We start from the raw sequence: 25,758 nt of genomic DNA on the forward strand, positions 1-25,758 counted from the left end.
CGCTTGCAGTGCCCGGCCGCCTTGGCAACAATACAACGGGATACAAGCGCCATGCGGCCAACCTGGAGGCGATATGGACATCAGCAAACAGCAATTGCAGCAGGCAGTGGCACAAGGTGTACTGAGCAATGAGCAGGCCGAGGCGCTGTGGGCGTTGCTGGCCGCCGGGCACGAGGCGACGCCGCGCTTCCAGTTCACCCACATCCTGTACTACCTGGGCGGCATGATCGCCATCGGCGCCATGACGCTGTTCATGAACCTGGGCTGGGCGAGCTTTGGCGGTGGCGGGCTGGCGCTGATCTCCCTGCTCTACGCCGTGGCCTCGCTGGCCTGCTGCCGCTGGATGCTGCAGCAGCGGCTTGCCATACCGGCCGGCATCCTGGCCACGCTGGCGGTATGCATGACGCCGCTGGCGGTGTTCGGCGTGCAGGACATGCTGGGGCAATGGACGACCAATACCCATTACCAGGACTTCCACCGCTATATCGACTGGCGCTGGCTGCAGATGGAGCTGGCAACGTTGGCCGCAGGCGCCATCGTGCTGCAGCGGCTGCGGCTGCCCTTCCTGGTCATGCCAGTGGCGGTAACGCTGTGGTACATGAGCATGGACCTGGCGCCGATGCTGTTCGACCCGGACTATGTCACTTTCGACTGGCGCGAATGGGTGTCGCTGTGGTTTGGCCTGGCCATGCTGTTGCTGGCGTTCTGGGTGGATCTGCGCAGCCGCAGCGGCAAGGATTACGCGTTCTGGCTGTACCTGTTCGGCACGCTGGCATTCTGGGGCGGGATGAGCCTGATGGATTCCAGTAGCGAACTAAACAAGTTCTTCTACCTGTGCATCAACCTGCTGATGATCTTCATCGGCGCGGTGCTGGCGCGGCGGGTGCTGGCGGTATTCGGCGGGCTGGGCTGCGCCGGCTACCTGGGCCACCTCGCCTACCAGGTGTTCCGCGACAGCCTGCTGTTCCCCTTCGTGCTGACGCTGATCGGCCTGGCGGTGATCTGGCTGGGCATACAGTGGCAACGCCGCGAGCACACCATTACTGACAATCTGCGCGCCAGGTTGCCCCCAGAATTGCAGGCCATGCTGGCACGGCGCGAGTGACTTTCCCGGCCCTGCCCTCTTCCGCAGGAGCCGATACCATGCGCAAGCCATTATTCTGCCTTGTACCAACTGCCGGCTTGCTGTTGGCCGCATGCAGCACGCTGGCACCGCTGCCACCACCCGCCTACCCGCAGGCCATCGCCACTACCCCGGCCATCGAGCGACTGATCACCCAAACCTACGCCAGTCTTGAACAGCATAAGGCGCTGGCAATTTCCGCCGATGGCCATTACGGCTATGGCTGGGGTGGCGTCACCATCGACCGCTCCGCCAGAACGGCGATGAATATCTGCCAGCATTACGCCCAGCAGCCCTGCCGCCTGCATCTGCTGGATGAGCGCCCGGCCCAGGAGGATTACCTGGCTTTCTCCCGGTTATCGCATGCGGCACTACAGGCGCTGCAGCTACCAGACAGGCGGGACTACCACTTCGAAGGCCTGTTCTACGATGTAGCCCCGCCAAGCGAGGTGCGCCTGGCCGATAAGGGCTACGAGGACAAGACACCGGCCACCCTGCCCGGTATCACAACGCTGAAAACCTACGACTTGGTGAAGGTGATCCGGCAACGACAGCCGCTCCTGCTGGACGCCAAGGGCTGGAATGCGCCGGACGCCACCACCCTGCCCGGCGCTTGCACCATAGACTGGCTGGGCACGCTATGGAACCGGCAGCAGGAAGCCGCCATTGTTGCCGAACTGCGCCGGGTGATGATCTCGCTTGAACCGGACAAATCGCGGCCTATCGTGGTGTTTTGCGCGTCAGCGGAATGCTGGTTAAGCATCAATGCGCTGCTGCGGCTGCAGGCCATCGGCTACCAGCGGCTGTACTGGTACCGCGGCGGGCTGGAAGCCTGGAAAGCGGCCCGGCTGCCACTGGTGCCGGCAGTGATGCACGCCACCGTGTTTCCCGGCGGTTAGCGTCGTTACGGGGCCTCCACCAGCAGCGCCAGCAACTGCAGCGACTGCTGCCAACCCACGTAGCAGTTTTCCGGCGGAATGGCGGCGGGAATGCCCTCCTGCACGATGTTTACCTCGGTACCGCAGGACACCGCGCTGAAGGTGATGGTGGTGCGCATCTCGCCCGGCAGATTGGGGTCGTCGAAGCGGTCGGTGTGGCTGATGCGCTGGCCGGGCAGCAGTTCCAGGTACTCGCCGCCGAAGCTGTGCTGCTGGCCACTGCCCAGATGGGTGAACGACATGCGGTAGCTGCCGCCGACGCGGGCATCGATGCTGTGCACGTGGCCGGTAAAGCCATGCGGCGGCAGCCACTTGGCCATGGCGTCCGCGTCGAGAAAGGCGTGGTAGAGCTTGTCGGGTGTCGCGCAGATAACGCGGTGCAGACGTACGGTGTTGCTGCTCATGATCGGGCTCCTGCCGGGGGGATGTCACCAGTCTAGACCACGCAGCCCGCCAGCCGGGTTCAATTGCCGGCAGCCAGCTCCGCCACCCGCTGCAGGCCGCGTTCGTAGGCATCGCTCCACGGGTAGCAGCAGGACAGCCGGATGCAGTTGCGGTAGCGCCCGCGCGGCGAGTACAGCGCGCCGGGCACCAGCAGCATCTTCTCGGCGTAGGCGGCACGCGACAGCGCCAGCGAATCGGCTTCGCCCGGCAGCTCCACCCACAGCACGCAACCACCGGTGGGCGAGGTGGCGCGGGTGCCTGGCGGAAAGTAATTGGCCACCACGTCCTGCAGCCGCGACATCTGCGACTGGTAATGGCGGCGCAGGAAGCGCAGGTGCTGGTCGTAGGCGCCGTCCTGCAGGTAGCTGGCCAGGGTTTCCTCCAGCAGCCGCGGCTGCGACAGCGAGGAGGCGAACTTGAGCCGGGTCAGCTCGCGGCGGTAGCGGCCCGGCGCGATCCAGCCGGTGCGAAAGCCCGGCGCCAGCGTCTTGTTGAAGCTGCCGCACAGCAGCACGTAGCCGTCGCGGTCGAAGGCTTTTACCGCGTCCGGCGTCAGCTGGCCGTAGAACAGGTCGGCGTGCGGGCAATCCTCGATCAGCGGCACCTGGTGCTCGTTCACCAGTGCGGCCAACCTTTTCTTGTTCTCCAGCGGCATGGTGGCGCCCAGCGGGTTGTGTACCGTGGGCATGGCGACGATGGCGTTGAGCCGCCCTTCGCTCAGCAGCAGTTCCAGCGCGTCCAGCGACAGCCCGGTGGTGGGGTGGGTGGGAATCTCGATCACCTTCAGCCCCAGGCTTTTCAGCAGCGGCAACAGCAGAAAATAGGTGGGCGATTCCAGGCCTATGGTGTCGCCGTGCTTGCACACCGTGCGCAGCGCCAGTTGCAGCGCCTCGGTGCAGCCATTGGTGGTGACGATGTCGTCCGCCGTCAGCGCCACGCCCCAGGCCAGCGCACGGCGCGCCACCTGCTCGCGCAGCGCCAGCGAGCCCGGCGGGTAGCTGTAGTCGGTAGCCAGCTCCGGCTGCTCGCGGGTGAGCTTGCCAAGAATGCTCTTGAGGCGGCTGGTGGGGTAGAAATCGCTGCCGCGCGGCGAAGCCATGGACAGATCCAGGTAGCCCGGCTGCTGCTGTGCGGCCAACACCAGCTCGATATTGTCCAGCACCTCGTCACCGGTGGCCACGGTGCCGCTCTGGCGCCGCATGTGCGGCAGCGGCAACCGCGTCTGCGCCCGCACGTAGAAGCCGGACTGCGGCCGCGCCTCCACCAGGCCGCGTTCTTCCAGCAGCCGGTAGGCGGACAGGATGGTGGCCGGGCTCACCTGGTACTGCTCGCAGGCCTTGCGTACCGAGGGCATCTTCTGCCCCGGCTGCAGCACGCCACGCTGCATCATGGCTGTCCATTCGCCTACCAGCCGCATATAGAGGGATTCTTGCGCCATATTGCACCTGCACAGTTTGGGGCTTTACCGACCATAACAGTTTTGCCAACCGCAAACTGTTATGGTTTCAAATTGAAATTTCTGAATCTGTTATTGTAGCGCGGCAATGCCTATCATCACAGCCATCGAAAACAGCTTTGTGATGCAGCGCCATGAATACCGCAGCACTGGTGATCTACCTGGCCGTGATGGCCATCACCCCCGGCCCCAATAATCTGATCCTGGCCGCCTCCGGCCTGAATCACGGCTTCCGCCGCACCGTGCCGTCGCTGTTCGGCATCTCCACCGGCATTGCGCTGCAGGCTGCCATCATCATCGTATTCATGGGCCAGCTGGCCGGGCTGCTGGGCAGCGTGAAACCGCTGCTCACCGTGGCCGGCTGCGGCTACCTGTTGTACCTGGCGTGGCAGATCCAGCGCAGCAGCGTGCTGGACGACGAGGACGGCGCGGTGAAGCCGATGTCCTTCATGGGCGGTATCTGGTTCCAGTGGCTCAACCCCAAGACCTGGATGATCAGCCTGAACATGGGCATGGTGTTCCTGCCGCAGAGCATGCCGGCCAGCCAGGCAGCGCTGCTGTTCTTCATGGTGGTGTTCGCCACCATCATGCCGTGCATTACCGTGTGGGCCGGCGCCGGCGTGGCGCTGCAGCGGCTGCTGAACACCCCGCGCCGCATGCGCTGCTTCAACACCGCCATGGCGCTGACCCTGGCCGTGACCGCACTGTGGCTGATGCTGGCCAACCTGCCGGGCAGCCACAGCCTGCCAGCCGGCCTCAACGCCTGATCGCACTGTTCCGCACAACGTTGGCCGCATTGCCGCAAGGCATGCGGCCAACTTGCTTTGCGCCACCGGTTTGCCCGCGCTTTGGCCGGCAACGTACAATAGCCGCCTTACCGAATATCCAGTTCAGGCGTAGACCATGATCCGCACCCGTTTTGCCCCCAGCCCCACCGGTTTCCTGCACATCGGTGGCGTGCGCACCGCGCTGTTTTCCTGGGCATTTGCCCGCAAGAATGCCGGCACCTTCGTGCTGCGCATCGAAGACACCGACCTGGAGCGCTCCACCCCGGAATCGGTGAAGGCGATCATGGACGGCATGCACTGGGTAGGCCTGGACTACGACGAAGGCCCGTTCTACCAGACCCAGCGCTTCGACCGTTACAAGGACGTGATCCAGCAGCTGCTGGCCAGCGGCCACGCCTACCACTGCTACATGAGCAAGGAAGAGCTGGATGCGCTGCGCGCGCAGCAGGAAGCCAACGGCGAGAAGCCGCGCTACAACCGCCTGTGGCGCCCGGAGGCAGGCAAGACCCTGCCGGCGATTCCGGCCGGCGTGCAGCCGGTGGTGCGCTTCCGCAACCCGATCGGCGGTTCGGTGGTGTGGGACGACGCGGTAAAAGGCCGCATCGAGATCAGCAACGACGAGCTGGACGACCTGATCATCGCCCGCCCGGACGGCAGCCCCACCTACAACTTCTGCGTGGTGGTGGACGACTGGGACATGAACATCACCCACGTGATCCGCGGTGACGACCACGTGAACAACACCCCGCGCCAGATCAACATCCTGCTGGCGCTGGGCGCGCCGCTGCCGGTGTACGCGCATCTGCCGATGATCCTCAACGAGAACGGCAACAAGATGTCCAAGCGCCGCGACGCGGTAAGCGTGGTGGACTACGCCGACAAGGGCATCCTGCCGGAAGCGCTGCTGAACTACCTGGCGCGCCTGGGCTGGGGCCACGGCGACGAGGAATTCTTCAACATGGAGCAGTTCGTGGAATGGTTCAGCCTGGAGGCGGTAAGCCCGTCCGCCAGCCGCTTCAACCACGAAAAATTCATGTGGCTGAACGCGCAGCACATCAAGGCCGCCGACAACCAGCGCCTGGCCGACCTGATCGCCGGCCGCCTGGCTGCGGCCAACGTTGCCACCGGCAATGGCCCGGCACTGGCCGACGTGGTGGCACTGGTGAAGGAACGCATCCAGGACCTGAACGCCCTGGCGCAGGAAGTGGACTACTTCTACGCCAAGCGCGAGCCGCAGGCTGCCGACGTGGAAAAACACCTGCCGGCCGACAGCCGCGAACGCATGCTGCGCTTTGCCGACAAGCTGGCCGCACTGCAGAGCTGGACTGCCGAAAGCATCCACGAGCTGTTCAAGCCGTTCTGCGCCGAGGAAGGCATCAAGATGGGCCAGCTGGGCATGCCGCTGCGCGTGCTGGTATGCGGCACTACCCAGACCCCGTCGGTGGACGCGGTGCTGGCGCTGATCGGCAAGGACGAAGTGCTGCGCCGCCTGCGCGCCTGAGCACACGCTGCGATCGAATGAAAAAACCCGGCTGACGCCGGGTTTTTTCATTCCTGCCGCACTATGGCAGCGCCGGTTGCAACTCCGTGATGTAGTGCCCGGTGCCTGCGGCCAACCAGTCGATGAACTGGTCCGCCGCCAGCGGCGGCTTCAGCCAGTAGCCCTGCACGTACTCGCACTGCCAGCTTTCCAGCAGGCGGGCCACGGCAAGGGTCTCCACGCCCTCGGCCACTACCCGCATGCCCACGCTGTGGCCGATGCCAATGATGGAGCGGATGATGGCGGCATCGTCGCTCTGCTCGCTGCTGCTGCGTTCCAGCGGCGCCACAAAGGCACGGTCGATCTTGAGTTCTTTCACCGGCAGCTGCTTGAGCATGGCCAGCGAAGAGTAGCCGGTGCCGAAGTCGTCGATCGACAGCGTTACCCCCAGTTCGCACAGCGCAGCCAGCACCAGGCGCACGCTGTCGAGATTCTGCATGATGCCGCTTTCGGTGATCTCCAGCGTCAACTGCGCCGCCGGCACCTCGTAGCTTTCCAGCAGTTTCCGCACCTGTTCGGGCAACTGGCGGTGGTGCAGATCCTGTGCCGACAGGTTCAGCGCCAGGCCGATGTGGTAGCCGCGCTGCCGCCACTTGGCCATCTGCGCAATGCCGCGCTCCAGCACCCACATGCTCAGCTGCCAGGAGGCATCCGCCCTTTCCACCAGCGGAATGAACTCCACCGGCGAGATGCGCCCCAGTTGCGGGTGATCCCAGCGCAGCAGCGCCTCGGCCTTGTCCACCTGCCCGGTGCGCAGGTTCAGTTTCGGCTGATACACCATCAGGAACTGTTCGCCGGCAATGGCGGAGCGCAAATCGCGCAGCAGCAGGTTGCGCCGTTCGAAAATCTTGTCGCTGCCGCTGTGGTAGGTCTGGATGTGGCTCACCAGGTGTGCCGCCTCCCGCTTGGCGATGTGGGCATGCTGCAGCAGGATTTCCGCCTCCTTGCCGTCCTCCGGGTAAGCGGCAAGCCCCATGCGCGGGCGCAGCACGATCTCCGATTCAGCGTAGGCGATGGGCTGCGTCAGGCGCTGCATCAACTGGGAGGCGACGGACAGCGCCTGAATGGTATCCATGCCGTGCAGTACCAGGATGAACTGGTCGCTCAACTGCTTGGCCATCATATCGCCCGGCCCCAGCAGCGCCTGGCAACGCCGGCTCAGCTCCAGCAGGGCATAGTCACCACCGGCATGGCCAAACTGATCGTTGACGGCCTTGAAGTCGAAGATGCCGATGTGGATGACGGCGAATGGCCGTTGCTGATCCATGCGCTGCCGCAGCCACTCCAGCAGCGCCAGGCGATTGGGCAGACCGGTAAGCTTGTCGTGCCGCAATTCGTGTTCCTCCTGCGCCCGCAGCCTGGTGTGCGCCTCATGCGCCTGCTGTGCAGCCTTGAGCTTTTCCTGCCGCATCTGGATCAGTATCCTGGCCATCGCATAGGCCAGTACCAGCGCCTGGAACAGACCGGCCATCTGGAACACCGACTGGTCGAACGTGACCGTGCGCAGCAAGCCCATGGCGCGCAAGGCATTGAGCAGCACCGCCACCACTTGCGCTGCCACGGCAATCACCATCATCCAGGCGCCGGGCACCTGGCGGATAGCCAGCCAGCAGACAGTCAGAAACACCGGCAGCGTCAGCCATGCTGCCACCAGCGTGGAATATACCGCCCACTGGATGTGGTCAAACACCGCAGGCAGCCCCGATACGGCAGCCAGCGTGCACCACAGCATCAACCCGTTCCACAACCACCGCGGCAGGTGGCTGCGCGCCTTGAGCAGGTCGAACACCAGCGCGGTGTACAGCAGGATGGTCAGCGGCCCCACGATAAAGACAATGCGGCTATGCAGGCCGGGCGCATTCGGCCACAGGAACATCAGGTCGTACGAGGTCTTGGCCATGCTGTAAACCAGCAGGCCTGCCAGCGCCAGGCCATACAGCAGGATGCTGCGCTGCCGCGTGGCGGTGTAGGCGCTAAACGCAACAATGACAATGGCGCCCAGCCCACCGAATATCAGGCCATTGGCAAAGTCTTCCTTCTGCTCTGCTTCCAGATAGGCTTTCTCGGACAGCAGTTGCGGCTGCAGCAACTGGTGCCAGCCATCGAAAGAAGCGCTACGCACATAGAGTTCGACATCGCGGGACGCCGGCACCTGCACCGGAATGCCCTGATGGCGGGTTGGCAGGCTTCTCACCTGCATGGGCAGACGATCACCCATGCGCCCCTGGGTCAGCCGGTTGCCGCTGGCGCTATCCAGCACATACCAGTCCAGGTAGTCCTCGTGCGAAACGCCAAAATCCACTACCACATTGCGGCTGGCACTACTGCCATTGTGCAGGCGCACGCTCAGCCAGTAGACCGCCTTGCTGGCGCCGAAATGAAAGCTGTTCTGGCGCGTATGCCGCCAGTCACAGCTGCGCCGCGCCTCCTCCACCGTCCGCTCCTGCCGGTCCTCGCACCACTGCATCAGCGGCGCCAGGTTCTGTTTTTCATACTGGCTGTCGCCGACATAGCGCGGCACCACCACGGCCTGGCCAACTTGTGTCAGCACCGACTGTGCGGTGACGGACCCCGTCATCACCAGCAATTGCAGCACCACCGCCAGGCAGCCAAGCAGCAGCCATGCCCTCGGCCACGGGGGCAGATCACGAAAGCGCGTCGCCTGTGTTGAAGTACTCGTTACCATGATGCAACCCGATGCTGTTTATTCCGGCGTGCCCTGCACACCATGCCGCCAGCCTGCTTCACTTTGTGCCGCCAATCGCCACTACCTCGCGCGTTGCGGCCAACGGCAGGCTCAGGCGGAATTCGCTGCCGCGATCCAGTTCGCTCCATACCCGTATCGTGCCGCCATGGCGCTCGGCAACCGTCTTGACCATGGGCAGCCCCAGCCCGGCACCGTTGGCACGGCTCTCCGTCGCGCTGCGGTAGAACGGCCGGAAGATATGCAGCAGTGTCTCGTGCGACATGCCGATACCGTGATCGCGAACTACCACGATGCATTCGGCACCCAGCACCTCCACCCGGCACTCGACGGTACTGTTCGCCGGCGAGAACTTGATGGCGTTGCTCAGCAAGTTGCTGATCGCCCGTGCCACCATCTCGCGGTCAATCAGGACTTCTGCCACCTCGGCCGAATCCGCACATAGCAGCTTGACCTCCGCCTGACCGGCAAACTCCCACAGGTCGTCGACACATTCGGCCAGCATCGCCGCCAGGTCGTGGCGATCCACTTGGAAGGATGCGCTTTGCGCCCGCTGCAGCTGGATGAAACCCTCGGCCAGCGCCAGTGCGCGGCGGGTATGACGCTCCAGGCGTTCGATCAGCACCGCCAGCGGCATGGCATCCGGCTGGTACCGCATCAGGCCCAGCAATGCCAGCGACGAAGCTTGCGGCTCACGCAAATCGTGGCTGAGGAAATACAGCGCATCATCGCGCTGCCGCTGTTCGCTACGCTGACAGCTAACATCCATCAGCATCAGCACCGCGCCGGAAATGGCACCGCTGGCAGCAAACACCGGCGCCTGCTTGATCACCAGGTTGCGCCCCTGGATATCCTGCAGTTCGAACTGCTCCTGGGCGGACGGGAAAGCAGCCAGCCTCTGTAGTAAATCGGCGGCGATTTCCGGCGTGGTGGCCAAGGGGCACAGGCAGTTTTCGATATGCCGCCCTTCCAGCTCCGCCGGGGCCGCCACGCCAAACAAGCGGGCAGCCTGCTGGTTGGCCAGGGAGACCTTCAATGCCAGGTCGTACACCATGGCCGCATCCGGCAGGTTGTTTAGCGCATCCACCATCAGGTGGTAGGAACTGCGCTGCTCTGCCAACGCCTGGCGCAGCCGGCGCAGGCTGGCATCCAGGTCCTTCAGCCGCCAGGAGAACAACAAACTGCCCGTTGCCGGCCTGGCCTGCGTAACGCCCAACAGGTTGCCGGACTGCAGTACCAGCGTCAGCGGGCCGATCATGCCGCGCATGGTCCAGCCAATCGCCACAATGCTGTATACCGCGATGACCACCGTCGGCCCCCAGGCAAAGCCGTACAGCGATTGCAGGCAGGCCGACAGCAACAGCAGCGCGGCAATCGCCAGCGGCCACATCAGCAGCGAGCCCACCGGGCTAAGCCGGTACATGATCAACAGCAGCAGTGCCAGCAGCCCCAGTTCCAGCCCCCACTGCATGCCGGAAGACAGCGGGGTGATCAGGTTGCCGGACAGCAGGGAATCAATGGCGTCGGCCACGATTTCCACCGGCTGCAGCCGGCCGTTGGCGGCATCGAGCGGTACCCGCAGCGGCACCGCCAGCCCTGCTGCGGTGGCACCGACCAGCACCACCCGGTCGCGTAGCAGTGAATCCGGAATCGTGCCATCCAGCACATCGATAAACGACACATGTTCGTGGCCATTGCTGTTGCGGCCATAGGCAATACCGATGGTGGAATCACGCAGCCAGCCGGTGCCCGCAGCAATCGAGCCATCCATGTCCACCCCGGCGAAGCCGCGGAAATTGTCCTGGCTTACCCAGTGCCAGGTCCCCTGTGGCAGGTCCAGGCGCGCAGCCTCCAGTACTGCCAGCGCCAGATGCTGCCAGCGCACGCCCCCTTCCGGCCCGGCGTACAGGTGCACGCGGCGCAGTACGCCGTCCGGGTCGGGCTGCAGCTCCAGTTGCGCGCGCCGGTGATACGGCACCATGTCCCAGGAGCCCACCGGCAACACCACGCGCGGCCCCCAGTGGAACAGCGTCTGCTCCATGGTTTCGTCGCGCATCATGCGCAGCCTGGGCAGGGCAATGCTGAAGCCGATGGCCCTGGCCTGCGCCTGCAGCGCCCGGTCTATCAGCTTCGCCTGCAGGTTTTCCGGCCATGGCCATGGCCCCAGCTTGTCCAGGCTGCGCTGATCGATATCGATGATCAGTACCGGCGACTGGTAGCCGCCGGCCGGCGACAGTGCCTGCAGCCCCTGCCAGCGGTCGAGAATGCTCTGGTCCACCATCTGGGTTACCAGGGTGCCGCGCAACAGCAAATACAGCACCATTGCCAGCATGAGCAGCAGGCACCAGGACGCGCGCTGCGAGCGCAGCAGCTGCCACGGCAAGGGCATCAGGATTGCTCCTGCGCTTCATCAACCAGGGTTTCAAGCCGATAGCCCTGACCATATACCGAGCTGAGCTTGTAGCCGTTTTCCGGGCGTAGCCGCAAAAGATTGCGGACGCGGGAAATATGCGTATCCAGCGAGCGGCTCATCAGGTCGGTGCCGGTCGGGTTGGTGGCCGTCCACAGCGAGTCCAGCAGGTATTGGCGTGACAACAGCCGCCCCATATTGCGGAACAAAAACAGTGCCAGCTCGAATTCCTTCTGTTTCAGTACGATAGGCTCGTTATCGATTTCCACCGTGCAGGTGGCGGCGTTGAAATAATAAATGCCCCATTTCTTTTCACCCGCCGTCTGCTTGGGATAAACACGACGCAGCAGCGCGCTGACCCGGGCTGTCAATTCACCGATACGCATGGGCTTGACCATGAAATCGTCGGCCCCGGATGATAAACCTTCGACAATGGCGGCTTCGTCGTCGCGTACCGTCAGAAACAGAATGGGCACCCGCTCCTTCACATAGGTGCGCACCCATTTCACCACTTCCGGGCCACTGGTATCCGGCAGGTTCCAGTCCAGAATGATCAGATCGAAATTATCACGCGACAATTGCCGGGTAAGTTCTTTGCCGGTGGTGAAGGTATGGCATTCATGCCCGATTGCCTTGAGCGTGTACTTGGTCAGTTCAAGCTGATCCTGATCGTCATCGAGAGTAGCTACCCGCATATTCTTAGTCTCCAATTTTCCCTGTTGATCAAGCGGTGTGCCGATTGGCAGTCGGCCAGATATTCAATCGCCGGGCACACCGGAATGCATTACCTAAATGACGACCCGAATGGAATAAAACACAAGTAATTAGCTGTGCTGCCTCGATCTGCCGCAGTACAAACGCATGTAAAAACCGTACCTGGCTACTTGCACCAGCAATCACATATCCACAAGCAGCAAGTACATTGCATCCAAGCAATTGTCAGGTTGAAGCAAAATAATCTCTAACCAATCCTAGCACGCGACATATGGATGAAAAGTGTGTTCGCCAATTTTCGGAATTTGCTTACTATGCCATGCTGATTCCAAGCTATCGCCAGCCATTCATGCCAAAGGTATATTCAATATGCGTTAAACAGCCACTGCCAAGTCTGGTTTCGTTCGTCAATTTCTATATGTAAAAATTTAGTTAAATTAAATCCATATTTATTGACTTGATGTATAGGAAACATCTGAATAGCCAGATTGCACGGCATGAAATTCATCATTTCCGAATCGGCAATAGCAACAACAGGATGGAGACGGGGAGTTGAGACAGGTGGAAGTGACAGGCGATGCACACGGCGACAGGGGAATTGCTCCGCAGACCAGGCCAGCGACAGGCATTAGCCATGCAGCATCGCAAATAATGCAGGGAATCGGAAATGAAAAAACCGGATCGGTTAAATACCGATCCGGCTTTCAGAATCTGGTCGGGGTGAGAGGATTCGAACCTCCGGCCTCTACGTCCCGAACGTAGCGCTCTACCAGGCTAAGCTACACCCCGAATTGAATTGTGATTGCAAGCCATTTGGTCGGGGTGAGAGGATTCGAACCTCCGGCCTCTACGTCCCGAACGTAGCGCTCTACCAGGCTAAGCTACACCCCGATTTATTCTTGCAATGTGGATGAAACTGGTCGGGGTGAGAGGATTCGAACCTCCGGCCTCTACGTCCCGAACGTAGCGCTCTACCAGGCTAAGCTACACCCCGTACTGAATTCATCCGTCGTGAAAGACTGAAAGATCGTTGCGTTTTTGCGCTACAATCTGTCGATCACTGAGGCAAAAGATTATCTATCAAATATGTGGTTTAAGCAACTCTCTTTTTTCCGCCTGGACGAAAACTTCGCCATCGACTCTGACAAGCTGACCGATGCTCTGGTGGCCCGCCCTTTCCAGCGCTGCTCCGGTCTGGAGTGGTTCAGCGAAGGCTGGGTCGCCCCTGCCGGGCACCTGGACAGCCCGCTATTCAGCCAGCGCGGCTACGCCATGCTGAGCCTGCGCCGCGAGGATAAAGTACTGCCGTCCGGCGTGATCCGCGACCATCTGGACAGCAAGGTCAGCCAGATCGAAGCCGAGGAACTGCGCAAGGTTGGCCGCAAGGAGAAACTGGCGCTGAAGGAACAGATCACCGACGATCTGCTGCCGCGTGCCTTTACCCGCTCCAGCCGCACCACCGCCTACCTGGATCGCCAGCGTGGCTGGCTGATGGTAGACAGCGGCACCGCCAGCAAGGCGGAAAACCTGGTGTCGCAGCTGCGCGAAGCGCTCCCTCCCTTCCCTGCCGCCTTGCCGCGCACCGCGCTGTCGCCGCATGCCGCGATGACCGACTGGCTGGCCAGCGGCGAAGCACCGGCGGGTTTCGAGCTGGATGCCGAGTGCGAGCTGAAGGATGGCAGCGAGAACGGCGCAGTAGTGCGCTGCACCCGCATCGACCTGACCGCGGAAGAGATTCGCCAGCATATTGCCACCGGCAAGCAGGTTACCCGCGTCGGCCTGATCTGGCGCGAGCGCATCCGCTTCGTGCTGACCGACCAGCTGCAACTCAAGCGCCTGCAGTTCCTGGACGTACTGCAAGAGGAAGCCAGCCAGGCCGGCGACGATATGGCCAGCCTGTTCGAAGCCACTTTCCTGCTGATGGCCGAAGAGCTGGGCGAGCTGGTGGAAGAACTGGTGGCCGCGCTGGGCGGGCTGGAAGACAGCCAGCAAGCAGCGCCCGTGGCGACTCCCGTCGCCGCCATGCCGGCAGCGGCCGCCGCTGGCGACAGTGACGTTCCCTGGGATTGATGGCATAGCGCGCCAGGCCGTGCGGCCAACCCTCAGGCCCGCACCAGGGCTTCGATGCACGACCGCACACGCACCACGCTGCTGCCCGCAAAAAAATCGCCCGTTCCTGCTGGAACGGGCGGTCTCGGATAACGGTGAGACAGAAGCAACGGGACAGACTCTCAAACGGGGTCTGCATGCAGACTCCGCAGGCACTATTCAGCAAGCGGCGTGCCAGGCTTGCCGCAGCCAGGGCCGGCCCGACTGCGACAATATGGCGCCCTTATGTCATTAAAATGGCAGCAGCATGCCCGGAAACAGGTCGTCATGCCCCGCAATGAGGCCATCGGCCCTGCATCCCGGCATCAAGCTTTCAGTTCGTTAAAAATCGTGTAGGCTTGTAACTGTTTCAAGTTGCAGCCCGTCCCGTCCATGAATATCAAGGCCAGCCGACTCGCCCCTTCCAGCAATGCCACGCCCGCGGAGCCGGTGGAACCGCCGCCGCTGGAAAACGAGACCCTGCTCGCGGGGTTTTCCACTTCCTATGGCGAGCAGCTGCTGGCTGCCAGCAGCAACGGCAGCATCATTTACGTCTTCGCCCGCCGCAGTGTTGCCAAAACCCCGCAATCCGACTTTTTCCGCATCCAGTTCCAGGCCTACACCATGGTGCAGGGCACGCAGTGGAAAAAGATCCAGGGCGAAGCCAGCGACTGGATGAATACCCGCAACTGCCTGCAAGTGTGCGTGGACCACCCGCGCCGCAGCATCTACTTTGGCCCGCGCTCCGGCTTTCTGCTCAGCCCGGAACTGGCCAACCTCGGCCTGACCGGCTATGCGTACGCGCAGGTCATCCAGTGGCTGAAAAGCCACTTTGCCGACTACAGCGTGGCTCCGGCCAACGTGCCCAGCCCGGAAGCGGATGGCGAGGAAGCGCGCATCAAGCGCAATGCGCGCCTGGCGGCGCAGGGCTTCGACTTCGAGTGGATAGACAGCGAACAGCGCGCCGGCCGCTACTTCAAGGAACGTGCCGGCAACCTGATCAGCAGCTGGGAAACCGACAAGGTAACCGAGGTGGCGCCCAACCTGCTGCTGGACACGGTGGCGCGGCTGGACGAAGAGAAGCTGGAACAGCAGAAGCAGATCAACCTGGTGAAGCTCAAGGAGCGTTCGCTGGAGGCCTCGCTGACCAAGGAACGCCACACCAACCTGATTCTTACCGGCGTCACCAGCTTCGTACTGGTGTTTGCCCTGTTCCGCATCTTCGGCCTGTTCTAGCAGCAAACACCCAGCACACCGCCAGGCGCCATATCCGGCGCCCGGCATCCCCTGCTAGCTGAAATCAACCATCGGCGCCTGTGCCAGCGGCAAGCCACCGGCCAGCCAGGCATCAAGCCCGCCAGCCAGCGAAACCACCCGGCAATACCCCATCTCCTGCAACGCTCTGGCCGCCAGCGCGGCACGGCCACCGCTCTTGCAATACAGCAGCAGCGGGCGATCGCCATCCGCCAGCGCCGGATCGGCGGACAGGCGGAACTCCAGCACCCCACGCGGAATATTCACGGCTCCCGCCAGGTGGCCGGCGGCGTATTCGTCCGGTTCGCGCACGTCGATCACCAGCTGCATGGCGCTTGCCAACTGTTGCTGCAGCTGTTGCGGGGAACATTCCTGGATCTGCGCCCTGGCAGCCATTGCCAGGTCGTGAGCGGTGTGCTTGAGCATTGCGGCCTCCTTAAGAAAGTGAAACAGCCAGTCTGCATCCGGGTTGCTGGCTGCCCTGACTTGTATATTATCATTTTTTATATTATGTTTTGCGAAATACAAATCACCCGGAGAACATTCCCATGTTCCGCTGCCATCCACCACGCTCAAGCCTGCTGGCCACCGGCCTGCTTGCCATACCGCTGGCGCTGCAGGCCGCCCCGCTGGCCACCCTGCAGCTGGGTGGCAGCAGCGCCGTACAGCAATACCGCATCCAGGGCGTGATCCAGTCGCAGCGCAGCGCGCAGCTGTCGGTACCGGTAGCCGGCCGGCTCACCCGCCTTGCCGCCCACGCCGGGCAAGCGGTGAAAGCCGGCCAGCTGCTGGCACAGGTGGATGGCGAAGCGGCTCAGCAGAATGCCGCCGCCGGCCAGGCGCAGATTGCTGCGGCCAACGCCCAGCTGGAGCAGGCGCGCCGCGACTACCAGCGCAGCGCCAGGCTCGCCGCCGAGCACTTCCTGAGCGGCGCGGCGCTGGATCAGGCCGGCGCACAGCTGAAGACCGCCGAAGCGCAGGCACGCGCGCAGATCGCCTCTGCCCGCGCCGCCGGCGCCCAGGCCGGCTTGTACCGCCTCACCGCACCGTTTGCCGGCACCATCGCCCGCGTCAACGGCGACCAGGGTGCGCTGGCGATGCCGGGCCAGTCCATCGTGGAGCTGTACGACCCCACCGCGCTGCGGGTGGAGCTGCAGCTGCCGGCCAGCGCCTATGTCGACATCCGCCAGGATGCGCCGGTGAGCCTGAGCTGGCGCGGCCAGGCGCTGAAGGTTGGCCGCATCGAGTGGTTCCCCGCCGCGGATGCCGGCAGCCAGACCCGCACCGTGCGCATCAACCTGGCCGCCGGCAGCCAGCCGGTGGTGGGCGAGATGGCCAGCGCCAGCTTCACTACCCGCGGCAAGGCCGACGTGCGCCTGAGCGTGCCGGCCGGTGCCGTGAGCCACCAGCGCGAATTCGATGCCGTCTACGTGGTGGATGCCACCGGCAAGCCCAGCCTGCGCTATGTGCGGCTGGGCGCGCCACAAGGCGATAGCTACCCGGTGCTGTCCGGCCTGAAGGCCGGTGAGCGCATTGCGGCCAACGCCGAACAGGCGGCTGCACTGACCATCACACACGCAGGTACACACTGATGCACGCCAGCGACAAGATGGGCATCGCCGGTCGGCTGGCGGCTTTTTTCCAGAACGCGCGCATCACCCCGCTGATCGCGCTGCTGGCGCTGCTGCTGGGCCTGTTCGCGGTGCTGGTGACGCCGCGCGAGGAAGAGCCGCAGATCAACGTCACCATGGCCAATGTGCTGATCCCCTTCCCCGGCGCCAGCGCCGACAGCGTGGAAAGCCTGGTGGCCCAGCCGGCCGAGCAGGTGCTGGGGCAGATCGACGGCGTCGATCACATCTACAGCGTGTCGCGCCCCGGCATGGCGGTGATTACCGTGCAGTACAAGGTGGGCGTGCCGCGCATCGATGCGCTGGTGCGGCTGTACGACACGGTAAACAGCCATGCCGACTGGCTGCCGCCTGGCCTGGGCGTGGGCCAGCCGCTGATCAAGCCCAAGGGCATCGACGACGTGCCCATCGTCACCTTCACCCTGCACAGCCGCGACAACAGCCTGGGCAGCTTCGAGCTGGAGCGCATCGCCCACGCACTGGAAGGCGAGCTGAAGCGCGTGCCCGGCACCCGCGAGGTAAGCACCATCGGCGGCCCCGGCCAGGCCATCAACGTGAGCCTGCAACCGCAAAGGTTGGCCGCAACCGGCCTGACGGTGGACGACCTGCGCCACGCACTGGCCGGCGCCAACTTTGCGCTGCCGCTGGGCCAGACCGTGGACCAGCGCGCCATCACGCTGGAGGCCGGCCCCTTCCTGCAGAACGCCCGGCAGGTGGCCGAGCTGATCGTGGCGGTGCGTAACGGCAAGCCGGTCTACCTGCGCGATGTGGCCGAGGTCAGCGCCGGCGCGCAGCAGCCATCGCGCTACGTGTGGTATGGCGATGCCAGGGGGGAGGCGCCGGCGGTAACCATCAGCATCACCAAGCAGCCGGGGCAGAACGCGGTGGATATCGCCGATGCGCTGCTCGCGCGCGTCCAGCAGCTTCACGGCAGCATGCTGCCGGACAACGTTGAAGTCACCCTCAGCCGCAACTACGGCGCCACCGCCAATGACAAGGCGCAGAAGCTGATCCAGAAACTGGCGTTTGCCACCGCCTCGGTGGTGGCGCTGGTGATGCTGGCGCTGGGCCGCCGCGAAGCCGCCATCGTCGGCGTGGCGGTGATCCTCACCCTCACCGCCACCCTGTTCGCCTCCTGGGCCTGGGGCTTCACGCTGAACCGCGTGTCGCTGTTCGCGCTGATCTTTTCCATCGGCATCCTGGTGGACGATGCCATCGTGGTGGTGGAGAACATCCACCGCCACCGCCAGCTGCACCCGGCAGCCAGCCTGGGCGAGCTGATTCCGCGCGCGGTGGACGAAGTGGGCGGCCCCACCATCCTGGCCACGCTGACGGTGATAGCCGCACTGCTGCCGATGGCCTTCGTCTCCGGCCTGATGGGGCCGTACATGAGCCCGATCCCGATCAATGCCTCCATGGGCATGCTGATCTCGCTGGCCATCGCCTTCATCCTCACCCCGTGGCTGGCGCGACGCTGGCTGGCCACGCCCCAGCAGCCGCACCACGGCTTGGCCGCAAAGCTGCAGCCGCTGGCCGGCAAGCTGTTCGCGCCCTTCCTGCACCCGCACAAAGGCGGCCGGGCACGCACGCTGCTGTGGCTGGCCGTGGCCGGCATGGTGCTGCTGTCGCTGGCGCTGCCGGTGGCAAAACTGGTGGTGCTGAAGATGCTGCCGTTCGACAACAAGTCCGAGCTGCAGCTGGTGCTGGACATGCCGGCCGGCAGCCCGCTGGAAGACACTGCCGCGCTGATGAAGGACATGGGCGCCTGGCTGGGCAGGCAGCCGGAGGTGGTCGACTACCAGGCCTATGCCGGCGTGGCCGCGCCGATCAACTTCAACGGCCTGGTGCGCCAGTACTACCTGCGCAGCGGCTATGAAAGCGGCGACATGCTGATCAATCTGCAGGACAAACACCAGCGCAGCGAGGCCAGCCACCGCATCGCGCTGCGCTACCGCCCGGCGCTCAGCGCCATTGCCAGCCGCTACGGCGCACGCATCAAGCTGGTGGAAGTGCCGCCCGGCCCGCCGGTGATGGCGCCCATCGTGGCCGAAGTCTACGGCCCGTCCGCCGAAGGCCGCGCCGGCGTGGCGCAGCAGCTGGAGGCGCTGTTCAAGCGCAGCGGCCATATCGTGGACGTGGACAGCAGCGTGCAGCCGCAAGGCCCGAAAACCGTGCTGCTGATCGACCGCGAAAAAGCCATGCAACGCGGCGTGCCGCAAGCCGACATCGTGACAACGTTGGCCGCAGGGCTGGGTGGCGACAACGCCACCTGGCTGCACGACAACAGCAAGTACCCGGTGCCGGTGCAACTGCGCCTGCCGCTGGCGGCTCAGGCCGATACCGACGCGCTGCTGGCACTGCCGGTGCGCGCCGGCAATGGCAGCGTGCTGCCGCTATCCGAGCTGGTGCACGCGGTGCCGGCGGAGGTGGAGCGCCCCCGCATGCGCAAGGACGGCGTGGCGGTGGACTACGTGCTGGCCGACATGGCCGGCGGCGAGGACAGCCCGCTGTACGGCATGTTCGAGATGCGCGGCCAGCTGGCCGCCATCAAGACCGCCAACCTGCAGCCGCTGGGCGAGTACTTCATCCACCAGCCGCAGGACACCCAGCGCCAGTACGCCATCAAATGGGACGGCGAATGGCAGATCACCTACGAAACCTTCCGCGACATGGGCGCCGCCTACGCGGTGGGCCTGGTGCTTATCTACCTGCTGGTGGTGGCGCACTTCGGCTCCTACCTGATGCCGCTGATCATCATGGCGCCGATTCCGCTGACCCTGGTGGGGGTGATGCCCGGCCATGCGCTGCTGGGTGCGCCGTTCACCGCCACCAGCATGATCGGCATGATCGCGCTGGCCGGCATCATCGTGCGCAACTCCATCCTGCTGGTGGATTTCATCCGCCTGGAGGTGGCCGCCGGCAGGGATCTGGCCAGCGCGGTGGTGCGCTCCGCCGCCACCCGCGCACAGCCGATCGCCCTCACCGGCCTGGCGGCGATGACCGGCGCGCTATTCATCCTGGACGACCCTATCTTCAACGGCCTGGCCATCGCGCTGATCTTCGGCATCCTGCTCTCCACCCTGCTGACGCTGCTGGTGATTCCGCTGCTGTACTACATCGCCTTCCGTGGCCAGCCCGCGGAAACACAACCCTGAGAGGAAACCACCATGACCATAGAACGCGCCATCCGCTTCTTCGCCGGCCTGATGATCCTGCTGTCGCTGGCGCTGGGCGCCGAGGCCAGCCCGCTGTTCGTCAGCACATACTGGTTGTGGCTCACCGCCTTCGTCGGAGCCAACCTGCTGCAGTTCTCGCTGAGCAACGTCTGCCCGCTGGCCATCCTGCTGAAAAAGCTGGGTGTGCCGGAGCAGGCCAGCTGCGGGGCCGGCAAATGACCGCGTGGCGCCGGCAGATGCTGCATCCCGACACCCTCACCCGCAATGGAGCCCACCCATGCTGCAGTGGCTGAAGAAGCTGTTCTCCCCCACCCCGGCGCCCAGCCTGCCGGCCGGCACCCTGCTGATCGACGTGCGCGAGCCGCAGGAATATGCCGCCGGCCACGCCCCCGGCGCCGTCAACATCCCGCTGGCGCAGCTGGGCAGCCAGATCGCCCGCCTGCGTGCCAGCCAGCCGCCGGCGCTGGTGCTGTACTGCGCCAGCGGCATGCGCAGCGCCGCCGCCTGCCGCCAGTTGCAGCAGGCCGGCTTTACGCAGGTATACAACGCGCGCACCCGGCAGCAGGCGGCGGCCTGGCTGCAACAGTCATCGTTTTGTCGCCCGGACACGCCATAGCCGCATCCGGGGCCATGCGGCCAACCTTGGGGAGCCCGGATGCGCCACGCTGATCCGGACTACGGGCCGTGTTGTACACAAGGTTGGCCGCAATAAAAAAACCCCTGCACGAGGCAGGGGAAGCAGTCTTACCAGACCATGGAGAAACTCAGTCTTCCAGCAGGCCATCCAGATGATGCTTCTTCAGCAGCGCTGCGTATTCACCGCTGCTCTTCACCTGGTCGATGGCCTTGTTGAAGCGCTCTTTCAGCGTGCCATCGCTCTTGCGCAGCGCTACCGCCACGCCCTCGCCCAGCACCTTGTCCTTGCGGCCGTCGAACACCGGGCCGGTGAAGGCGAACGGTTTGCCGTTGGCGGTATCCAGGAAGCCCTTCTGCAGCTGCACGGTGTTGCCGAAGGTAAGGTCGGCACGGCCGGAGGTCAGCTCCAGCATCGGGTCCTGCGCGTTCACGTAGCGCTTGATGGTGGCAGCCTTGAAGCTCTGGGTCACGTAGCGGTCCTGCGGGGTACCGGTCTGCACCGCGATCACCTTGCCCTTCAGGTCTGCGGACAGCTGCACGCCCTTGCGGCCAACGAAGCGGTTCTGCATCAGGTAGTACACCTTGCTGAAGTCCACCACCTTGCGGCGCTCGTCGGTGATGTTCATCGACGACATGATGGCGTCGTACTTCTTGGCCTGCAGGCCGGGGATCAGGCCGTCCCACGGCTGGTTGACCACCTCGCACGGCGTCGCCATGGCCTTGCACACGGCGTAGGCGAAGTCCACTTCGAAGCCGGCTACCTTGCCGCTGGCATCCACCAGTTCGAACGGCGGGTAAGTGGCATCGGTGGCGATGCGCAGCGGCTCGGCAGCCTGGGTCAGCAGCGGGGACAGCAGCAGTGCGGCAAATGCGATATTGCGTTTCATGAGTTTCTCCAGAGATTTGTAGTAAGTGTCGACTTAAAAGCGACGGTGTTGCAGCGCCGGCAGGCGCGTGCGCCAGGTCTGTTGCCTGTCTAGATCCAGTGTGGCCAGCGCAATGCCCTCGCCTTCGTCGTGGCAGGCCAGTACCTGCCCCCACGGGTCGATGATCATGCTGTGGCCGAAGGTGCGTTTGCCGCCCGGGTGCACGCCGCCCTGGCCGGGGGCGATGACGAAGGCGAGGTTTTCCACCGCGCGCGAACGCAGCAGCAGCTCCCAGTGTGCGAGACCGGTGGTGTGGGTGAAGGCGGCCGGGGCGGTGATCAGCGCCGGTGCCGGGCCGTGGCGGTACAGCTCGGGGAAGCGCAGGTCGTAGCACACCGACAGCCGCATGCTGCCCCATGGCGTGTCGGCGCTGGTGATCTCGCTGCCCGGCTGCATGGTGTCGGCCTCGGCGTAACGCTCCTTGCCGTCATCGAAGCCGAACAGGTGGATCTTGTCGTAGCGCGCCGCGCACTGCCCCTGCGGGTTGTACAGCAGGCTGCTGTTGCAGAAGCGCTGCGGCTGGCTGCCCTGCAGCGGCAGGGTGCCGGCCAGCAGCCACACGCCATGACGCGCGGCCAGCGCCGCCATGCGCTGTTGCAGCGGGCCGGCGCCGAACGGCTCGGCAATGGCCAGCCGCGCCTGCTCGTCGCCCGGCATCAGGTAGAAGTATTCCGGCAGCGCCACCAGCTCGGCGCCACGGCTGGCAGCCTCGGCCACCAGCGCTTCGGCGCGCGCCAGGTTGGCCGCAAGCTCGTCGCCGGACACCATCTGCACGGCGGCGGCGGTAAAGGTCTGGCTCATGCGGCGCTCCTCAGATGCGGCACAGGCGCTCGGCGCCGGCCTGCAGGGTGGCTTCGTCCTTGGCGAAGGACAACCGGATCACACGCTGGTCGGTGCCATCGCGGTAGAACGCCGACACCGGAATGGTGGCCACGCCGTGCTGGGTAATCAGCCGCTGCACGAAGTCGCTGTCGCTCTCGTCCGACAGGTGGGCGAAGCTCGCCAGCATGAAGAAACTGCCGCGGCTGGGGATCAGCTGCAGCGGCGAATCCTGCAGCGCGTTCACCAGGAAATCGCGCTTTTGCTGGTAGAAGGCCGGCAGCCCCAGGTAGTGCTCCGGCTCGGCCATCAGCCGCGCAATCGCGTACTGCATCGGGGTATCGGCGGCGAACATGGCGAACTGGTGCACCTTGCGGATCTCGTCCATCAGCGCCTGCGGCGCCAGGCAGTAACCTAGCCGCCAGCCGGTAACGTGGAAGGTCTTGCCGAAGGAGGTGACCACCACCGAGCGTGCGGCCAACCTTGGGTGGCGGCTCATGCTGTGGTGCAGCTCGCCGTCGAATACCACGTGCTCGTACACCTCGTCGGACAGCACCACGATGTCGGTGCCCTCGGTAATGGCCTCCAGCCGCGCCACGTCGGCGGCGCCCAGCACGGTGCCGGTGGGGTTGTGCGGGGTGTTGAGCAGGATCATGCGCGTGCGCGGGGTGATGCGCGCCGCCACTTCGTCCCAGGGGATGGCGAAATCCGGCGCCGCCAGCTTGATCACCACCGGAGTGGCGCCCTGCAGCTCGATCATCGGAATGTAGCTGTCGAAGGCCGGCTCGAACACGATCACTTCGTCGCCTTCGTGCACCAGTGCGGTGACCGCCGAGAACAGCGCCTCGCTGGCGCTGGCCATTACGGTGACTTCGCTGTCCACATCGTAGCGCTGGCCGTACAGCGCCTCCACCTTGTCGACGATGGCCTGGCGCAGCACCGGCAGGCCGCTCATCGGTGCGTACTGGTTGTGGCCGGCCTGCATCGCCTCGTGGGCGTAGCGCACCAGCGCCTCGCTGCACGGGAAGTTGGGCGCGCCCTGCGACAGGTTGATGGCCTGGTGCTTGGCGGCCAGCTGGCCGATGACGGTGAAGATGGTAGTGCCGACGTGCGGCAGCTTGGAGCGTTGGGCAATGGGGGTGTGCATGATGTCTCGCCGCGTTGTGGTGTTATGGCGCTATTCAACGCGATGAGGACTTGTGCGACAAACGATTTATCGGCATGTTATGGCTGAGAAAATTTCAGTCATGGAGCGCAGCATGCCGCGCAAGACCCCTCCCCTGTACGCACTGTCGGTATTCGAGGCCGCCGCCCGCCACCAGAGCTTCACCCGCGCGGCCAACGAGCTGTGCCTGACCCAGGGCGCGGTGAGCAAGCAGGTGGCACAGCTGGAGGCGCATCTTGGCTACCCGCTGTTTCACCGCTATGCGCGCAGCCTGCGGCTGTCGGCGCAGGGCGAGCTGCTGCTGTCCTATGTGCAGCGCGGTTTCCAGGTGCTGGAACAGGGCATGGACGCGGCAGCGGCGCTGACCACGCAGCTGCGCATCAAGGCGCCCAGTTGCGTGGTGCGCTGGTTGCTGCCGGCGCTGCGCGACTTTGCCGGCCAGGCGCCGGATATTCCGGTGCAGCTGGCCGGAGTGCATGATCACTCGGTGAATTTCGCGCAAGAAGACGTGGACCTCGCCATTGTCTACAAGCCGCGCACGGCACTGGCAGACAACGAACAGCTGCTGTTCACCGAGGAGTTGACGCCGGTGCTGGCGCCACGGCTGCTGCAACAACTGGGCCTGCCGCTGCAGCGCGAGGCGGATCTGGCGCACTTCCCGCTGCTGCATCCCTCACACGACAAGCGCGACTGGCGGCAGTGGCTGGCCTGGCGCGGCGCCGGCACGGTGGACTACCGCGGCGGCACGGTGTTCGACACCCTGGACCAGGCGATGAACGCCGCGCTGCAGGGCTACGGCATCACCCTGGGCGACATCACCCTGCTGGCGCCGGAACTGGCCGCCGGCGAGCTGCTGGCACCGTTCTCGCCGCCATGGCGCAGCGGCTACGCCTTTGCGCTGGCCTGCAAGCCGGACGAAGCCCGCCCGGCGGTGCATGCCGTACGTGACTGGCTGCTGGCGCGCTGCGGTGAACACGCCACCACGGCCGCAACCTAGGGCGGATGCGCCGCAGGCAATCCGCCACCACATGACACTTTGCGGCCAACCCTAGCCACAGAAACGACAACACCGGCGCAAGGCCGGTGTTCAGGCTGCTGGCAGAACCCCATTTACCTGCCACCGGACCCGGCCAAGCCGGGCCGCCCCTGCCAGGTATTTGAATCGGCAGCCCTCCCTTTTACAAGACAAAGCCCTTTCGTTTCACGAAAGGGCTTTGTCGAAACGCACAACACCGGCGCAGGGCCGGTGTTGTGCATGACGGAAGCCGCGCTTATTCGGCGCTGGCTTCGCCGGCGGTGTCAGCTACCGGAGCTTCCGGAGCTTCCGACACCACGGCGGCTGCCGGAGCAGCCTCCGCCTTCGGCGCGGCCTTGTCGGCACGAGCCTGGCACATGCGCTCGGCGGCGGCCTTTTCTTCAGCAGTCACTTCGCCAACCGCTTTCAGTGCCAGATCGAAACGCTTGCCACCACGGGCCAGTGCCTTCAGGTAGCGCTGACGGCGGCAATGGTTGGCCAGCACGCGCGATACCAGCTGCGCATCGAACTGCGGCAGCGCGGCAATCAGCGCCTCGTGGATGCCCAGCGCCAGCGGGCGGAACTGCTTGAACACGTCGTACTTGGCGTACACGTGGGCAGCGATCATCTCGGTCTGGCTCTTCTTGCTCAGGCTCTGTACCGCATTCTTCAGCGCTGCACCCAGCGCGGTTTCGTTAGCCACTTTTGCTTTGTCTTTCATGGAATTCTTCACAGGGTTTCGCAAACCTCACCCTGAGACGTAAAGCACAGAGTTCTGTTTAGCTGACAATAATTTGCGCCGGATTGTATACCAATCCGGCAGGCGGCGGCCACCACGCGTGCATAGCCACTATCGCCAGGCTGCAACAGCTGGGCGCCTCGAAAAACGCCTGGTTTCCAAGCAAGACAAGGCGCGAGCGAAAAATCCCGACGC

21 protein-coding genes and 3 tRNA genes are annotated in these 25,758 nt (G+C 64.4%); 11 read left to right on the forward strand and 13 right to left on the reverse strand.

Going from position 1 to position 25,758, the window contains the following annotated elements; translation table 11 throughout:
- The first annotated feature begins 73 nt into the window (after window positions 1-73).
- Window positions 74-1,105 carry a DUF2157 domain-containing protein gene (locus tag PSELUDRAFT_RS18950; RefSeq protein ID WP_088968302.1) on the forward strand — a complete coding sequence of 344 codons (1,032 nt, stop codon included), beginning with the start codon at window positions 74-76 and terminating at the stop codon, window positions 1,103-1,105.
- A 38-nt stretch (window positions 1,106-1,143) separates the two neighbouring features.
- A complete protein-coding gene (locus tag PSELUDRAFT_RS18955) occupies window positions 1,144-2,022 on the forward strand; it encodes a rhodanese-like domain-containing protein (protein WP_088968303.1) in 879 nt (292 codons plus the stop codon).
- 5 nt (window positions 2,023-2,027) lie between these two features.
- Here PSELUDRAFT_RS18955 and PSELUDRAFT_RS18960 read toward each other — a convergent pair whose 3' ends face one another.
- On the reverse strand, window positions 2,028-2,465 hold the full coding sequence (locus tag PSELUDRAFT_RS18960; RefSeq protein WP_088968304.1) for an SRPBCC family protein: 438 nt from the start codon (window positions 2,463-2,465) through the stop codon (window positions 2,028-2,030).
- A 59-nt stretch (window positions 2,466-2,524) separates the two neighbouring features.
- On the reverse strand, window positions 2,525-3,943 hold the full coding sequence (locus PSELUDRAFT_RS18965; RefSeq protein WP_088968305.1) for a PLP-dependent aminotransferase family protein: 1,419 nt from the start codon (window positions 3,941-3,943) through the stop codon (window positions 2,525-2,527).
- A gap of 152 nt (window positions 3,944-4,095) precedes the next feature.
- Between PSELUDRAFT_RS18965 and PSELUDRAFT_RS18970 the strand changes: the two genes are divergently transcribed.
- Both PSELUDRAFT_RS18970 and gltX read left to right on the forward strand, forming a co-directional pair.
- Window positions 4,096-4,728: a LysE family translocator gene (locus PSELUDRAFT_RS18970; protein ID WP_088968306.1), complete on the forward strand. Its 633-nt coding sequence runs from the start codon at window positions 4,096-4,098 to the stop codon at window positions 4,726-4,728.
- 136 nt (window positions 4,729-4,864) lie between these two features.
- The gene (gltX, locus tag PSELUDRAFT_RS18975) at window positions 4,865-6,250 is read left to right on the forward strand and encodes a glutamate--tRNA ligase (protein WP_088968307.1); all 1,386 of its coding nucleotides are present in this window, start codon (window positions 4,865-4,867) and stop codon (window positions 6,248-6,250) included.
- A 61-nt stretch (window positions 6,251-6,311) separates the two neighbouring features.
- On the opposite strand, the gene PSELUDRAFT_RS18980 is transcribed toward gltX, so the two are convergent.
- The 6 genes from PSELUDRAFT_RS18980 to PSELUDRAFT_RS19005 all read right to left on the reverse strand — a co-directional run bounded on the left by PSELUDRAFT_RS18980 (window position 6,312) and on the right by PSELUDRAFT_RS19005 (window position 13,111).
- Window positions 6,312-8,867: an EAL domain-containing protein gene (locus tag PSELUDRAFT_RS18980; protein ID WP_162291275.1), complete on the reverse strand. Its 2,556-nt coding sequence runs from the start codon at window positions 8,865-8,867 to the stop codon at window positions 6,312-6,314.
- Window positions 8,868-9,033: 166 nt separating this feature from the next.
- Window positions 9,034-11,382: a CHASE2 domain-containing protein gene (locus PSELUDRAFT_RS18985; RefSeq protein WP_088968309.1), complete on the reverse strand. Its 2,349-nt coding sequence runs from the start codon at window positions 11,380-11,382 to the stop codon at window positions 9,034-9,036.
- On the reverse strand, window positions 11,382-12,098 hold the full coding sequence (locus PSELUDRAFT_RS18990; protein ID WP_088968310.1) for a response regulator transcription factor: 717 nt from the start codon (window positions 12,096-12,098) through the stop codon (window positions 11,382-11,384). Before PSELUDRAFT_RS18990 ends, PSELUDRAFT_RS18985 begins: the two co-directional genes overlap by 1 nt.
- Window positions 12,099-12,829: 731 nt before the next feature.
- A tRNA-Pro gene (locus tag PSELUDRAFT_RS18995) sits at window positions 12,830-12,906 on the reverse strand.
- A 25-nt stretch (window positions 12,907-12,931) separates the two neighbouring features.
- Window positions 12,932-13,008: transfer RNA gene (locus PSELUDRAFT_RS19000), tRNA-Pro, on the reverse strand.
- Between the two features lie 26 nt (window positions 13,009-13,034).
- A tRNA-Pro gene (locus PSELUDRAFT_RS19005) sits at window positions 13,035-13,111 on the reverse strand.
- Window positions 13,112-13,203: 92 nt separating this feature from the next.
- Between PSELUDRAFT_RS19005 and PSELUDRAFT_RS19010 the strand changes: the two genes are divergently transcribed.
- Both PSELUDRAFT_RS19010 and PSELUDRAFT_RS19015 read left to right on the forward strand, forming a co-directional pair.
- The gene (locus PSELUDRAFT_RS19010; protein WP_088968311.1) at window positions 13,204-14,187 is read left to right on the forward strand and encodes a recombination-associated protein RdgC; all 984 of its coding nucleotides are present in this window, start codon (window positions 13,204-13,206) and stop codon (window positions 14,185-14,187) included.
- A 411-nt stretch (window positions 14,188-14,598) separates the two neighbouring features.
- The gene (locus tag PSELUDRAFT_RS19015) at window positions 14,599-15,441 is read left to right on the forward strand and encodes a hypothetical protein (protein WP_088968312.1); all 843 of its coding nucleotides are present in this window, start codon (window positions 14,599-14,601) and stop codon (window positions 15,439-15,441) included.
- A 54-nt stretch (window positions 15,442-15,495) separates the two neighbouring features.
- Here the strand turns inward: PSELUDRAFT_RS19015 and PSELUDRAFT_RS19020 are convergent, their stop codons facing one another.
- A complete protein-coding gene (locus PSELUDRAFT_RS19020; protein WP_088968313.1) occupies window positions 15,496-15,885 on the reverse strand; it encodes a rhodanese-like domain-containing protein in 390 nt (129 codons plus the stop codon).
- Window positions 15,886-16,007: 122 nt separating this feature from the next.
- On the opposite strand from PSELUDRAFT_RS19020, the gene PSELUDRAFT_RS19025 reads away from it, so the two are divergent.
- The 4 genes from PSELUDRAFT_RS19025 to PSELUDRAFT_RS19040 are packed head-to-tail and all read left to right on the forward strand — an operon-like array spanning window position 16,008 to window position 20,879.
- On the forward strand, window positions 16,008-17,051 hold the full coding sequence (locus PSELUDRAFT_RS19025; protein ID WP_088968314.1) for an efflux RND transporter periplasmic adaptor subunit: 1,044 nt from the start codon (window positions 16,008-16,010) through the stop codon (window positions 17,049-17,051).
- Window positions 17,051-20,242, forward strand: a complete 3,192-nt coding sequence (locus PSELUDRAFT_RS19030; RefSeq protein WP_197693911.1) for an efflux RND transporter permease subunit — start codon at window positions 17,051-17,053, stop codon at window positions 20,240-20,242. Before PSELUDRAFT_RS19025 ends, PSELUDRAFT_RS19030 begins: the two co-directional genes overlap by 1 nt.
- Window positions 20,243-20,254: 12 nt before the next feature.
- Window positions 20,255-20,482 carry a DUF2892 domain-containing protein gene (locus PSELUDRAFT_RS19035; RefSeq protein ID WP_088968315.1) on the forward strand — a complete coding sequence of 76 codons (228 nt, stop codon included), beginning with the start codon at window positions 20,255-20,257 and terminating at the stop codon, window positions 20,480-20,482.
- 58 nt (window positions 20,483-20,540) lie between these two features.
- Window positions 20,541-20,879, forward strand: coding sequence for a rhodanese-like domain-containing protein (locus tag PSELUDRAFT_RS19040; protein WP_088968316.1), 339 nt, complete (start codon window positions 20,541-20,543; stop codon window positions 20,877-20,879).
- A gap of 148 nt (window positions 20,880-21,027) precedes the next feature.
- Here the strand turns inward: PSELUDRAFT_RS19040 and PSELUDRAFT_RS19045 are convergent, their stop codons facing one another.
- Genes PSELUDRAFT_RS19045 through PSELUDRAFT_RS19055 form a run of 3 tightly spaced genes read right to left on the reverse strand, consistent with a single transcriptional unit; the run spans window position 21,028 to window position 23,791 of the window.
- Window positions 21,028-21,786 (reverse strand): transporter substrate-binding domain-containing protein, encoded by a 759-nt coding sequence (locus tag PSELUDRAFT_RS19045; RefSeq protein WP_088968317.1) that lies wholly within the window; start codon window positions 21,784-21,786, stop codon window positions 21,028-21,030.
- Window positions 21,787-21,819: 33 nt separating this feature from the next.
- The gene (locus PSELUDRAFT_RS19050) at window positions 21,820-22,626 is read right to left on the reverse strand and encodes a carbon-nitrogen hydrolase family protein (protein WP_088968318.1); all 807 of its coding nucleotides are present in this window, start codon (window positions 22,624-22,626) and stop codon (window positions 21,820-21,822) included.
- A gap of 10 nt (window positions 22,627-22,636) precedes the next feature.
- The gene (locus PSELUDRAFT_RS19055; protein ID WP_088968319.1) at window positions 22,637-23,791 is read right to left on the reverse strand and encodes a methionine aminotransferase; all 1,155 of its coding nucleotides are present in this window, start codon (window positions 23,789-23,791) and stop codon (window positions 22,637-22,639) included.
- 112 nt (window positions 23,792-23,903) lie between these two features.
- Between PSELUDRAFT_RS19055 and PSELUDRAFT_RS19060 the strand changes: the two genes are divergently transcribed.
- Window positions 23,904-24,806 carry a LysR substrate-binding domain-containing protein gene (locus PSELUDRAFT_RS19060; RefSeq protein WP_162291276.1) on the forward strand — a complete coding sequence of 301 codons (903 nt, stop codon included), beginning with the start codon at window positions 23,904-23,906 and terminating at the stop codon, window positions 24,804-24,806.
- Between the two features lie 274 nt (window positions 24,807-25,080).
- Here the strand turns inward: PSELUDRAFT_RS19060 and PSELUDRAFT_RS19065 are convergent, their stop codons facing one another.
- Window positions 25,081-25,527, reverse strand: a complete 447-nt coding sequence (locus tag PSELUDRAFT_RS19065) for a ProQ/FINO family protein (RefSeq protein WP_088968580.1) — start codon at window positions 25,525-25,527, stop codon at window positions 25,081-25,083.
- Between the last annotated feature and the right edge of the window lie 231 nt (window positions 25,528-25,758).

It is taken from the genome of Vogesella sp. LIG4, assembly GCF_900090205.1.
Classification (GTDB): domain Bacteria; phylum Pseudomonadota; class Gammaproteobacteria; order Burkholderiales; family Chromobacteriaceae; genus Vogesella.